This is a genomic window from Streptomyces sp. NPDC101194, assembly GCF_044767885.1.
In the GTDB taxonomy this organism is placed as follows: domain Bacteria; phylum Actinomycetota; class Actinomycetes; order Streptomycetales; family Streptomycetaceae; genus Streptomyces.
Map to the genome: position 1 here is coordinate 695,943 of NZ_JBIWOS010000002.1, position 13,101 is coordinate 709,043.

At 71.7% G+C, this 13,101-nt stretch carries 10 protein-coding genes; 8 read left to right on the forward strand and 2 right to left on the reverse strand.

All coding sequences use genetic code 11. The annotated features are described in order from the left end of the window. Window positions 1–88 precede the first annotated feature (88 nt). The 3 genes from ACIRP2_RS09915 (at window position 89) to ACIRP2_RS09925 (ending at window position 3,046) form a co-directional block, all read left to right on the forward strand. Window positions 89–658: a hypothetical protein gene (locus ACIRP2_RS09915; protein WP_404248289.1), complete on the forward strand. Its 570-nt coding sequence runs from the start codon at window positions 89–91 to the stop codon at window positions 656–658. 421 nt (window positions 659–1,079) lie between these two features. After that, window positions 1,080–1,868 carry an RNA polymerase sigma factor gene (locus ACIRP2_RS09920; protein WP_404249432.1) on the forward strand — a complete coding sequence of 263 codons (789 nt, stop codon included), beginning with the start codon at window positions 1,080–1,082 and terminating at the stop codon, window positions 1,866–1,868. After that, entirely contained in the window at window positions 1,868–3,046 is a 1,179-nt protein-coding gene (locus ACIRP2_RS09925; protein ID WP_404248291.1) for a hypothetical protein, read from the forward strand. Before ACIRP2_RS09920 ends, ACIRP2_RS09925 begins: the two co-directional genes overlap by 1 nt. A 230-nt stretch (window positions 3,047–3,276) precedes the next feature. Here ACIRP2_RS09925 and ACIRP2_RS09930 read toward each other — a convergent pair whose 3' ends face one another. Further along, window positions 3,277–4,128, reverse strand: coding sequence for a L,D-transpeptidase family protein (locus tag ACIRP2_RS09930; RefSeq protein ID WP_404248293.1), 852 nt, complete (start codon window positions 4,126–4,128; stop codon window positions 3,277–3,279). 332 nt (window positions 4,129–4,460) lie between these two features. Between ACIRP2_RS09930 and ACIRP2_RS09935 the strand changes: the two genes are divergently transcribed. Beyond that, window positions 4,461–6,041, forward strand: a complete 1,581-nt coding sequence (locus ACIRP2_RS09935; RefSeq protein ID WP_404248295.1) for a methylmalonyl-CoA mutase — start codon at window positions 4,461–4,463, stop codon at window positions 6,039–6,041. A gap of 111 nt (window positions 6,042–6,152) precedes the next feature. Continuing rightward, window positions 6,153–6,818: a leucine efflux protein LeuE gene (gene leuE / locus ACIRP2_RS09940; RefSeq protein ID WP_404248297.1), complete on the forward strand. Its 666-nt coding sequence runs from the start codon at window positions 6,153–6,155 to the stop codon at window positions 6,816–6,818. A gap of 31 nt (window positions 6,819–6,849) precedes the next feature. Here leuE and ACIRP2_RS09945 read toward each other — a convergent pair whose 3' ends face one another. Beyond that, window positions 6,850–8,280: an FAD-dependent monooxygenase gene (locus tag ACIRP2_RS09945; RefSeq protein WP_404248299.1), complete on the reverse strand. Its 1,431-nt coding sequence runs from the start codon at window positions 8,278–8,280 to the stop codon at window positions 6,850–6,852. A 38-nt stretch (window positions 8,281–8,318) separates the two neighbouring features. Here ACIRP2_RS09945 and ACIRP2_RS09950 point away from each other — a divergent pair, with 38 nt between their 5' ends. From ACIRP2_RS09950 to ACIRP2_RS09960, 3 genes are all read left to right on the forward strand, one after another. Continuing rightward, complete coding sequence (locus ACIRP2_RS09950; protein WP_404248301.1) at window positions 8,319–8,963, forward strand: TetR/AcrR family transcriptional regulator C-terminal domain-containing protein; 645 nt, start codon at window positions 8,319–8,321, stop codon at window positions 8,961–8,963. A gap of 218 nt (window positions 8,964–9,181) precedes the next feature. After that, entirely contained in the window at window positions 9,182–10,699 is a 1,518-nt protein-coding gene (locus ACIRP2_RS09955) for a hypothetical protein (RefSeq protein ID WP_404248303.1), read from the forward strand. After that, window positions 10,696–13,047, forward strand: a complete 2,352-nt coding sequence (locus tag ACIRP2_RS09960; protein WP_404248305.1) for a glycosyltransferase — start codon at window positions 10,696–10,698, stop codon at window positions 13,045–13,047. Before ACIRP2_RS09955 ends, ACIRP2_RS09960 begins: the two co-directional genes overlap by 4 nt. Window positions 13,048–13,101: the final 54 nt, after the last annotated feature.

Genomic DNA, 13,101 nt, shown 5'->3' on the forward strand with positions numbered 1-13,101 from the left:
ATTTTGAGCCAGTTGGCGCTGAACGCGGTAACAGGAAGCGCCGCGTCCCCGTGCGTGCACGCACGGGGAGTGCCGACGGGAGACGCCGATGAGCCTGCTGGAACTGATCGCCGCCGCCGATGAGCGGGGGCTCGCCACGAGCGCGGTCGCCTGCCTCGACCGCTGTCTGCCACAGCCCGCCGAAGGAGCCGACCCGGATCCGCTGCGTCCGCTCCGGGCGGGCTGTGCGAACGGCGCGCTCTGGCCGGAACGCCTGGCGGAGGCCCGCGCGGCGCTGGACGCAGCGGCCGACGCGGAAGGGGCGGCACCGCAGATCCGGAAGCTGTTGGGCGAGGCGCCCGCGGACCGGGCGGAGCCGGGTCTGCGGGAGTGGGCGGGCGCCTGTTCGCTGCTGGCCCTGGAGGTCCACCTCGGACAGGACACGACGTCGTCCGCCGGGGCCGGGGCGGTACGGGGCTGCCGCGAGGGTGATGTGGAAGGAGCCGGTCCGTTGCTGGCCGGGGAAGTGTGGCGGCAGACCCGGATCCTGGAGCTGCTCGCGGAGAGCGCCGGCGCGACGGGGGCGGGCGCCGGGCTGCGCCAGGTGTTCGACACATCGACGGAGGGGCAGCGGGTGCTGCGGGCGGCGGTTTCGCGCCGGGCGCGCGGGCGGGGTTAGTGCCGCTCGTTCGGATCACCCCGGGTGGCCGGGCCGTCCGGCGGCCGTACGCCGCTCAGGAGCCCGGGCGCCGGCCCCGGCGCGGCTGGGCCGGCCGACGGGGCAACGGTGTCGGGCAAGATCCCGGACCGGCCGAACCCGGAAGGCCGAGGGGTCGGGCCGGGGAAGAACGAGGACGACCGGGGCCGCCACCCCCCACAGGAGAGGCCCCGGTCGTCTTCCCCGGGGCCGTAGGACGACCCCGTACTCTTCTCAGCGCCGTCGCTGCGTTTTCTGTCACACCGCGCCGCGTCCGAGGGATGTTGCGGGTTGTACAAGTCATGGACGTGGCCCCCGCGAAGGACGTAGCGTGCTGAGTCGCGCAGGGTGGCGCGGCAGTGATGACCAGCTGCGATTCGGGACAGCAGGGCGGGTTGAGGGAGTGCTGGGGGACGACGCGGAGCTCACTGCCGCGGTGCTCGCGGCGCAGGACGGGGACGAAGATGCCTTCCGTACTGTGTACCGCGCTGTGCAGCCACGGCTGCTGGGCTACATACGGACACTGGTGGGGGATCCGGACGCCGAGGACGTGGCGTCCGAGTCGTGGCTGCAGATAGCGCGCGACCTCGACCGGTTCAGCGGCGACGCCGACCGCTTCCGCGGCTGGGCGGCGCGGATAGCCCGCAACCGCGCCCTGGACCACCTGCGGATGCGTGGCAGGCGTCCCGCGACCGGCGGCGACGAGTCCGAACTGGCCGAGAGGCCGGCCGATTCCGACACCGCCGACGAGGCGATGGAGGCCCTGGCCACCGGCCGCACGATGTCGCTCATAGCCCAGCTGCCGCAGGACCAGGCCGAGGCCGTGGTGCTGCGGGTGGTCGTCGGCCTGGACGCGAAGAGCGCGGCCCGGACACTGGGCAAGCGGCCCGGAGCGGTACGCACCGCGGCGCACCGGGGCCTCAAGCGGCTGGCCGAGCTGTTGCGCACGGACGGAGCGGACGACGCCGACGGCCGCCCCGGAGGGGTCGACGAAGGTGCCGACAGCGGTGCGGGCGTCGCCGGGGACGGTGCGCCCGCGGGCGATCCGGCGGATCGATCCGCCTCCGACGGGAGCACGGCGGCGCGGGCGGCTGAACTCGGCGCCGTGCCCGCCCCGCGCCCCGCACCCAACGGTCCGGCGGCGCCGGCCGGTGTGACGCATTCGCGTCCGTGGACGCAGAAGGACATGTGATGGCCGACGAGAGGTACGAATGGCTTGACAAGGGCGCGGCGGAGAAACTGCTCCGCGGTGAACCGGTCGATCCGGTCGTCGGTCACGGGTGTACGGAGGCGGAGAGGCTCGCGGCAGCACTGGGCGCCGCAGCACGGGCCGCCCGTCCTGCCACCGGTGAACTGCCGGGCGAGGCCGAGGCGCTGGCCGCCTTCCGCGCCGCGGCACGTCCCGCGCACGCGCGGACAGGGGCGGCGCACCCGCAGGTGAAGGAGTACGCCGAGCGGACGGGTGAGCCGGGCCGGAGCGGCGTACTCGGACCGGTGCGCATCCGGCCCGCCTCCGGCGGCACCGCACCGGGCACCTCCTCGGCCGCGCGCCCCGACCACGGCCGCTCCCTGCGCTGGAGCCGCCCCGTCCGCTTCGGTCTGGCCGCCTCCTTCGCGGGCTTCGCGCTCGGCGGGGTGGCCGTGGCCGCGGGCACCGGGATGCTCCCCGGCCCGTTCGGCGGGCACGCCCCCGTACCGGCGACCTCCGTCTCGTCCGCGGCGACGCCGAACGAGCTCGGCGCGGGGCCCACCACCGACGACAGCCGGTCCGCAGGGCCGCCCGCCTCCCCGGGGGCGGAGCACTCCGCGCGTCCGGGGGATCCCTCCGCCCCCGCCGGTGACCGGGACGGCGGCAGGACCGGCAAGGGCGAGGACCGCAGGGGCGACAACAACGGGAAGTCCGACGGCACCGACGGCGGATCCTCGAACGGCGCCGAGAGCGGCAAGCAGTCCGAGCGATGGGGCAACGGCTCCTCGGGCACCTGGTACGCCACGGCGCTCAAGGCGTGCCGCGACTACCGCAACGGCAATCTGGACGAGGACCGCAAGCGGTATCTCGAAGGGCTGGCGAAGGGTGCCCACAACCTGGACCGGTTCTGCGACCGCGTGATCGCCAAGGACACGAAGGGCCAGAACGGCGCCGGGAACGGCAACGGCAGCAACAACGGCAACGGCAGCAACAACGGCAACGGCGGCGGCGACAGTGACGAGCAGGGTGAGGAGGAGGACGCGAACGGGGACGGGGACGGCGGGAATGCCGCCAAGCTCCCGGCGATCCGGTTCACGACCGCCCCGTCGCCGTCGCCCTCCGTCCCGGACCCGGTCGCCGCGCCGACGGCCGACGACGACGGCACCGGTTCACCCGGCTGAGGACACCGCGCGGGTTCCTCGTCCCGCCGTCCACCACTGGGTGTGACGTTTTTCGAGGCCATGACGCAGTACAGATTGAGCCGACTGGTCATCGGCAGCGCACAGAGCCGGGGTTCCCCCCGTACCTACGGCTCAGCGCATCGGCGCGGGCGGGACACGTTCCCCCGGTCCCGCCCGCGCCTCCTCACCTGTCGGTCCGCCGCTCCGCGGGACGGCTCCGCCCGGTCGGACTATCCGAAGACGACGACCTTGTCGCCCGTTTTCACCTGCGCGAAGAGCGAGGCGATCCTGCCCTCGTCCCGGACGTTGACGCAGCCGTGCGAGGCGCCGCTGTAGCCGCGGGCCGCGAAGTCCGCCGAGTAGTGGACCGCCTGGCCGCCGCTGAAGAACATCGCGTACGGCATGGCCGTGTGATACAGCGTCGAGACGTGGTGCCGTGACTTCCAGTAGACGGAGAAGGTGCCCTCACGGGTCGGCGTGTACTGGGAGCCGAAGCGGACGTCCATCGACGAGACGACGCGTCCGTCGATCATCCACGACAGCGTCCGGGTGTTCTTGCTGATGCAGAGCACCCGGCCCGTCATGCACCGCTTGTCCGGCCCGGCGGCGGGCACGGTGGTCGGTGGATTCAGCTCGGCCGCCGTCGGCTCGTGCGTCATGCCGAGCAGCTTCTGCCAGGTGACGGTGTCCGTCCGGCCCGTGCGGGAGAGGCCGCGTTTGCCCTGGAAGGAGCGGACGGCCGCGGCCGTGAGCGTGCCGTAGTAACCGGTGGGGGAGCGGTCGAAGTGGCCGATCTGCCTCAGCCGGGCCTGGAGTTCCCGCACCTGCTTGCCCTGGGAGCCGCTCGCCATCAGCGTGGTGCCCTGCGGGTCAGGCGTGGGCGTCGGTGTCGTCCCGGCCCGCGGGGACGGTGACGACGCGTCGGGTGAGGGCGAGTGGCGTGCGGCGGGTTTGGCGTCGTCGCTCGCCTTCGCCCGGGGCGGGGACGACGGGGCCGCCGACGCGCCGTCGGCGGGCCGCACCTCGCAGCCGGCGGTCGCGGCGGTCGCGGCCGTCATGCCGAGAAGGGCGAGCCCCACCATGGCCGTGGTCCCCGCCCGATTCCGGCTCCTGGCCCGGCTCCTGCCCGGTGTCCCCTTCCGTGACGCGCGTGCGGTGGTGCTGCCTGTCATCTCGGCCCCCTGATTCTTCGCGTCTCTCCGGTGTCCCATGGGACGGATTCCCGCTCTGCCCGGTTGCCAAAGCCCGCGCATGATGGGGAGAGCGGCGGCACGGACCGTGGGCCATGGGCTGTGAGCAAGGTCCCAGCCCATGGCCCTCCACCGGTCTCGCGCCCGCCGCTACAGTCCGTCGCGGGAATCCTTGGTTACCAGTAAGTAGCTTTACTGAGCAGCTTCAGCGGGAGGCACAGCAGATGACGCGCGAGTCCGAGTCGGGACTGCCCATCGAGCCGGTGTACGGGCCGGACGCACTCGACGGGTGGGACCCCGACGACAAGCTGGGAGAGCCGGGTGCCTACCCCTTCACGCGCGGCGTCTACCCGACCATGTACACCGGCCGGCCGTGGACGATGCGCCAGTACGCGGGGTTCGGCACGGCCACGGAGTCCAACGCCCGCTACAAGCAGCTGATCGCCAACGGCACGATGGGCCTCTCCGTCGCCTTCGACCTGCCCACCCAGATGGGCTACGACTCCGACGCGCCAATCGCGTCCGGCGAGGTCGGCAAGGTCGGGGTCGCGATCGACTCGATCGACGACATGCGGGTCCTGTTCGGCGGGATTCCGCTGGACAAGGTCTCCACGTCCATGACGATCAACGCTCCGGCCGCGCTGCTCCTGCTGCTCTACCAACTGGTCGGCGAGGAGCAGGGCGTCCCGGCCGAGAAGCTCACCGGAACCATCCAGAACGATGTGCTCAAGGAGTACATCGCGCGCGGCACCTACATCTTTCCGCCGGGGCCCTCGCTCCGGCTGATCGCCGACATCTTCAAGTACTGCCGGGCCGAGATCCCCAAGTGGAACACCATCTCGATCTCCGGCTACCACATGGCGGAGGCCGGCGCCTCGCCCGCGCAGGAGATCGCGTTCACCCTCGCCGACGGCATCGAGTACGTCCGTACCGCCGTCGCCGCCGGCATGGACGTCGACGACTTCGCTCCCCGTCTCTCGTTCTTCTTCGTCGCCCGCACGACGATCCTCGAAGAGGTCGCCAAGTTCCGTGCCGCACGCCGGATCTGGGCGAGGGTGATGAAGGAGGAGTTCGGCGCGAAGAACCCCAAGTCCCTGATGCTGCGCTTCCACACCCAGACCGCGGGCGTCCAGCTCACCGCCCAGCAGCCCGAGGTCAACCTGGTGCGCGTGGCCGTCCAGGGGCTGGCCGCGGTCCTCGGCGGTACGCAGTCGCTGCACACCAACTCCTTCGACGAGGCGATCGCCCTCCCGACCGACAAGTCCGCCCGGCTCGCCCTGCGTACCCAGCAGGTCCTGGCGTACGAGACGGACGTCACCGCGACCGTCGACCCGTTCGCGGGTTCGTACGTGGTCGAGAAGATGACCGACGACGTCGAAGCCGCGGTCCTGGAACTGATGCTCAAGGTCGAGGAGCTGGGCGGCGCGGTCCACGCGATCGAGCGCGGCTTCCAGAAGAGCGAGATCGAGCGCAGCGCGTACCGCATCGCCCTGGAGACCGACAGCGCGGAGCGCGTCGTGGTAGGTGTGAACCGCTTCCAGCTCGACGAGGAGGAGCCGTACGAGCCGCTGCGCGTCGACCCGGCGATCGAGGCCCAGCAGGCGGCCCGGCTGGCGAAGCTCCGCGCCGAACGCGACCAGGGCGCGGTGGACACGGCGCTGGCGGAGCTGCGGAAGGCGGCCGAGGGCACGGACAACGTCCTTTATCCGATGAAGGCCGCGCTCAAGGCGCGGGCGACGGTGGGCGAGGTCTGTGACGCGCTGCGAGGGGTGTGGGGGACGTACGAGCCGTCGGACGTGTTCTGAGGCGACCGAAGCTCTCCGTGGGCCGTCCTCCTCGACGGCGACGAGGACGGATCCCACGCCTTCCCGAACCCCCCGAACAGAGTGTCGTAACCACGTGCGACACTCCGTCTCATGCTGGGTGTCACCGACCTTCCGACCTATCTCGCCGGCCTGGTGCTGATCGTCCTTCTGCCAGGACCCAATTCGCTGTACGTGCTGTCGGTCGCCGCCCGTCGCGGGGTGCGGACCGGCTATGTGGCCGCGGCCGGGGTGTGGACCGGGGACACCGTGCTGATGACCTTGTCCGCGCTGGGGGCCTCGTCGCTGTTGCGGACGACACCGGTGCTGTTCGCCGTCGTCAAGTTCGCGGGTGCGGGCTATCTGACCTGGCTGGCGATCGGCATGCTGCGGACCGCGCTGGCCATGTGGCGCGATCGGCACCGGCGGATGGCCGAGCTGACCGAGGAGAGCGCCGGAGCCGAGACCGCCGGGGCGATGGAGCGGCCGTACCGGCGGGCGCTGGTGGTGAGCCTCTTCAACCCGAAGGCGATCCTGTTCTTGATCTCGTTCTTCGTGCAGTTCGTCGACCCCGGCTACGCCTACCCGGCGCTGTCCTTCCTGGTGCTGGGCACGTTGCTGCAGATCGCCAGCTTCCTCTATCTGTCGATGCTGATATTCGGCGGCACCCGGCTGTCCGCCGCGTTCCGCCGCCGCAAGCGGTTGTCGGCGGGGGCCACTTCGGCGGCCGGTCTGCTGTTCCTGGGGTTCGCGGCGAAGCTGTCGCTCAGCAGCGTGTGACCGGGGCGAGGCCGGGGGGCCTTCGTCCGGATCACGCCGGGCCGATTCGAACGGAAGCCCCCAGCGGGGACAGATACCCCGCGATCCCGGACGCGTTCTCGCCCGCCCAGCCGATGTAGCCGTCGGGGCGGACCAGGAACAGGCCCTTTCCGTAGGCCTCGCAGGCATCGGTCCGGTGCACACGGACCAGGTCGTCGTCGAACGCCGGCAGTCCGGTGTCCGTGCCGACGGCCAGCAGCGTGAAGTGGGGACCGCGGAAGACGTCGAAGAGGCGCCGCCCCCCTGTCGTCGGCCCGTCCGGGGCGCGGTCGCCGGAGTGCAGGGCACCGGCCCGGCCCACCGACAGCGGGCCCCCGCGGTAGCCGAGGCCCAACTGGTGGACCGCCGAGTCGCGTTCCTGCTCGCCCCGGTGGATGCGGGTGGACAGGCCGAGCATGTCGGCGGCGATCGGGCGGCGCTCCTCCTCGTAACTGCCGAGGAGAGCGGCGGGTGCCCCGTGCCGCAGCACCTGGCCGAGCTTCCATCCCAGGTTGTACGCGTCCTGGACGCTGGTGTTCAGACCTTGGCCGCCCGCGGGCGAGTGCACATGCGCCGCGTCGCCCGCCAGCAGGACCCGGCCGTCGCGAAACCGCTCCGCCAGCGCGGCGCGCGGCCGGAAGTCGGAGGACCACAGGACCTCGGTGATGTCCCGGGCCGTCAGATGCGTGCGCGCCGCGACCAGCGCGCGCACCCCCTCCGCGGACGTGTCGGGCTCGCCCGTCCTGAACTGGGCGACCAGCTGGAAGTCCGCCGTGCCGGGCAACGGGCAGAGGGTGAGGAAGCCCGCCTCGCCGCTCATCACATGCCAGTTGAGCCGGTCCAGCGCGTCCTCGGCCACCCGTACGTCGGCGACCAGCATCGGAGCGGGGTCCACGGACTCACCCGTCATCGTGATCCCCAGCGTGCGCCGGACCGTGCTGCGTCCGCCGTCCGCCGCGACCAGGTAGGACGCCCGGACCGGTCCCGTCGTCAGGCGGGCCGTGACGCCGTCCGCGTCCTGATCGAGCCCGGTCAGCGCGGTGCCGAAGGCGACGTCCCCGCCCAGCTCGCGCAGCCGGGCCAGCAGGATCTCCTGGGTGCGCCACTGCGGCAGCATCCACGGCTCCCCGTACGGCTCGGCCTCCGTGGGGGCCGCACGGCGGAACATGTCGTGCTCCTGCTGCCGCTGCCCGTCCTGCCACACCAGCCCCATCGGGGCCGGGCCGCCGTGCGCCCGCACCGCGTCACCGACCCCGAGGTCGTCCAGCACCTCCCTGGTGCGTGGCTGGATGCCCTTTCCGCGCGAGCCGGGAAAGAGTGCGGGCGCCCGCTCGACGATCAGGGCGCGCACGCCCCGGCGGGCCAGATCGCAGCCGAGGGTCAGCCCGCAGGGACCGGCGCCGACGATCAGGACGTCCGTTTCCTTAACGCTGTTAAATTGCATGGCACGGAGTGTGTGCTTAACGCTGTTAAATTGTCAAGGTGGGAACAACGAAGATCGACCGGGCGCGGGTGGCCGACACCGGGCTGCGGCTGCTGAACGAGGTGGGCCTCGACGGGCTCACGCTGCGCGCCATAGCCAGGGAGCTCGACGTCAAGGCGCCCGCGCTCTACTGGCACTTCAAGGACAAGCAGGCGCTCCTCGACGAGATGGCCACGGTGATGTACCGGCGGATGCTCGACGAGGACCTGCCGGGGCCGGTCCCGGAGCGCTGGCAGGACCAGCTCGTCGCGTACAACGGCGCGCTGCGCACCGCCCTGCTGCGCTACCGCGACGGGGCGAAGGTCTACAGCGGCGCGAAATTCACCGGCACCGATCACGCCGACGGTCTCGAAAACCATCTGCGCACCATGGTCGACGCGGGTTTCGAGCTCCGGCAGGCGGTCCGGGCGAGTACCACCGCCTACGCGTACACCATGGGCTTCGTCACCGAGGAGCAGGGCGTCCAGCCGATGCCGGACGAGCGGCGGGAGGGCTTCGACATCGGCGAGCGCGCGGAACGGATGGCCCGGTACCCGCTCGCCGCCGCGGCCGGTGCCGAGATCTTCACCCGCTACGACGAACGCTTCGAGGACGGTCTGTGGCTGATCGTCGCGGGCGTCGAGGTGCGGTACGGGGTGCGCTGAGAAGGGCTCGTACCAGCGGGGTCGGTGCGCAGTTTCCCGTTCCGACAGGGCGAGTTCATCCGGTGTCCGTACAGCTTTCCTAGCGTGTCGTGGAACCGAACACGCGCGCGGAGCATCCGCCCCGTTCCGACCGGGCGGGGTGCGTCCCGGGCGTGCTGCGGTGACCGCACACCCGGATACGCCCCCTCCCCCCACGGGCACCAGACGCTTGGAGCGCCATGAGAGAAGCCCGCACCCGTTGGCCACGGCAACGTGACGCGGCCCCGCCCGAGGGCGTCACGTCGCAGTTCGCCACCGTCACCCCGACCGACCTGGACGTGTGTCTGCGGGCCTGCGCCGCGCACAGCGCCAAGCTGGTGGCGGGACTCGACCGGCGGCGCACGGCGCTCGCCGAGGCGCTGCGGCACCTGCTGGCCGTGCACGCCGCGGCACAGACCGCGCCGCCCGCGCCCGCCTCGTCCGCGATCGCACTGATCCGGCGCCCCGGGAAGAGCGGGACGGGCACCGCCGCGGCCCTCGTGGACGAGCTGCTCGACCCGCTGCTCGCGGTCGGCAACAAGGCGCTGGACTGCGGTTACGAGGACGAGCTGAAGCTCGCGGTGCTCATCGGGGACACCGTCCTGACCCAGCGCAGGCGTTCGCGGGCCGGCTGGCGGCTGCGGGCCCGGACGCTGGAGGCGATGGGGGCGGAGGCCGCCGCCATCGAGGCGTACGAGCGCTACCTGGAATTCACCGACGACGACGGCTTCGGTGTCGCGGCCAAGGTCGTCGGCCTGCGGCTGGGCGAGGACCGCCGGTACGAGCTGCTGCGCGGGCTGGAGCGCGACTGCCCCGAGGCCGCGGCGTTCGCCGTCCGGCCCGTCACCGAGTCCTGGGCCGAGGGTCTCGCGCTCCAGGCGAGCGGCGACTGGGACGGGGCGCGGCCCCGGCTGATCGGCGCCCTGCTCGCGCAGGAGCAGGGCGGCGCCCCGGTGACCGAGCTCCAGGACGCCACGTCCCAGTACCTCGACCTGGCCATGGAGGCGGCCGGGACGGACCCGGACGCCGTGGCCGGACTCACCCGACTCGTGGCGCTCTACGCCGAGCAGCGCAGAAGCCGCATGCGGGGCCCGGTCGAGGACCCGACCTTCGGCGGCGTCCAGTGGACCACGGTCGGCGAGTTCCGCAACCGGATCGCCGGCAAGTCGATCTGCCTCATCGCCAACTCCCAGCGTGTCGGCAGCAGTTCGATGGGGGCCGAGATCGACGGCTACGACCTGGTCGTCCGCTTCAACTCGTACCGGATCGACCCGGCGGCGACCGGACGGCGCACCGACATCCACGCCACCATCCACAAGCACGGGTTCAACTGGGACCAGAAGGTGCACACCCGGCTGGTCTTCGGCGGGGTCTCCGGCGACTGGAAGTACTCCCTGCGCAACCGCCTCGTCCCGGGTGCCCAGCAGTATCTGGGCGACGAGTCGCTGCGCTGGCCGCTGCGGGACATCGGGCGCGTCGGCGCCGACGTCTGGCCCGCCATCCCCACCACCGGTTTCAACATGCTGTGGCTCCTCGACCACCTCGACGTCAGCAGCCGGATCGACCTGATCGGCTTCGACTTCTACGAGAGCGGCGCCTACCGGCTGCCCGGTGCCATGCGGATGCCCATCACGTCCGTGCACGAGTACACCAGCGAGAAGGCCTGGGTCATGGAACACGCCCAGAGCGTCACCGACATGAGGATCCGACTGCGATGACGACGCCCGCCACGACCCTTCCCGACACGGCACCCCCCGTGTCGCCCGCCCCTGCGAACGCGCTCACCGGCAAGCGCCGGGTCGCCTTCGCGAGCTTCGTCGACGAGAACTACCTGCCCGGGTTCCTCGCCCTGCTGCGCAGCCTCGCGCTCTCCAACCCGAACGTCTGCGAGGACTTCCTCGTCCTGCACGACGGACTGCGACCCGCTTCCGTCGCGCAGATCCGGGCGCTGCACCCGCGCGTGGACTTCCGCCGGGTCGACGCCGCGCACTACGACTCGTACGCCAAGGGCGACCAGGACAACTACCTGGTGCGCAAGGCATACTTCATCCTCGACATCTTCCGGGTGCGCGACTACGACACCGTCATCACCCTCGACACCGACATGGTGGTCCTCGGCGACCTCGGCGAACTGCTGAAGCTGCGCGACGGACTGGCCGCGGTGCCGCAGTTCTTCTACGGGCAGCACAAGCTCAACAGCGGACTGCTGGTCATCCAGCGCGAGTATCTGAGCGACACGTTCTGCGCGAGGATCGACGAGGTCGGGCGGGCCGGGACGTACGAGCTGGACAAGCACGACCAGGGCATCCTCAACGCCGTGCTCGACGGTGACTTCGTGCAGCTCGACGCCCGCTACAACTTCGTCAAGCGGCGGCTCTCCGGAGACCTGCCGGTTCCCGAATCGACCGCCGTCCTGCACTTCACCGGGCGGCACAAGCCCTGGCAGGGCGGCGAGTCCGGGTATCGCGAGGCCGAGGACCGCTGGCACGAATTCGAGCTGTCCGACGCCGAGTTCCACTCCGCGTACCTGGCGCTGCCCGGCGCCAAGCACCACGATCTGCTGGTCCACTACGGCACCCCGCACGTGCGGCGCACCGGCTCGCCGGAGGCCGCCCGCAAGGTCGCCGCCGCCCACATAGCGGCCGGCGAGTACCAGGAGGCGGCCGACCTGCTGGGCGGGGTGCGGATACCCGTCGACGAGGCCTGGCCGCACGAGGTGCTCGGCCACGCCCTGATGAGCGTCTCCCGTTACGAGGAGGCCCGGGTCCGGCTCCTGCTCGCCACCGCGGCGCCCAACCGGGCCGCGACCGCCTTCGGGCGCCTCGCCCAGATCGCCTGGATCCACGGTGACGACAGCGCCGCGGCCGAGTACGCCCTGAAGGGCCTCGGCGTCGACCCGACGCACCGCGCGAACCGGCTGATGCACCAGCGCGCCACGGACGCGCCCGCACCCGTGGAGGGCCCCGCATCCGGCCAACTCGCCCATGTCGCCTTCTACATGGACCGTCAGGGCAATGCCGGGGACAAGCTGCTGCCCGAGAGCGTACGGCTCGCCTTCGGCCCCGACACCGGCCCGCAGCGCTGGCACTCGATCCACGCCCACCGGCTCTTCGACGAGGCCGCGCTGGAGCGGGTCAACGAGCGGCGCGGACTGGTCATCGGCGGCGGTGGCCTCTTCATCCCGGACACCGCTCCCAACGGCAACAGCGGCTGGCAGTGGAACGTCCCGGACGAACTGCTCGACCGGATCGACGTACCCGTCATGGTGTACGCGGTCGGCTTCAACGCCTTCGACGGCCAGGCCTACGGCCACGGCCGGGACCGGTTCCTCTCCTCGCTGCGCAAGCTGGTGGAGCGCGCCTCGTTCTTCGGGCTGCGCAACCACGGCTCCATCGAGAAGGTCCGGGAGCTGCTGCCCGCCTCGCTCCACGACAAGGTGCGCTTCCAGCCCTGCCCGACGACGGTGACCAGACAACTGGTGGACGGCTGGACGGACCCGGAGCGGCGCGAGGACACCGTGCTGATCAACGCCGCGTACGACCGGTCCGGGCTCCGCTTCGGCCACGACTACGGGCACTTCCTGGGCGAGATGGCCACCGCGGTGCGGGCGCTCGGCGAGCGGGCCGAGGTGAAGTGCGTCGCGCACTCGCTCGACGACGAGCGGATCGCCTTCGACCTGCGGCGCGAGCACGGGATCGCCCTGCCGGTGATCCCGATGTACGACTTCGACAACGACGCGATCCGGGACACCTACGCCCGTACGAAGCTGGTCATCGGGATGCGCGGGCACGCGGGCATGATCCCGTTCGGCTGCGGTACGCCGATCATCAGCCTGATCTCGCACCCGAAGATGGCCTACTTCCTCGCCGACATCGAGCGCCCGGAGTGGGGGATCTCGGTCCACGACCGGCACCTCGGGGCCCGGCTCGCCGAGCGCGCGGCCGGACTGCTGGACGACCACGCCGCGACCGTCGCCGATGTGCACGGCCGGCAGCGGGAACTGTGGAAGGTCACCGAGGCGAACGCGGCCGATCTGAGGGTGATCCGGGGCGGCGTGCGCGACTGAGGCCCGGACGCCAAAATGCCCGAGGGCGCCGGACGGGTTCACTCCGATCCCGTC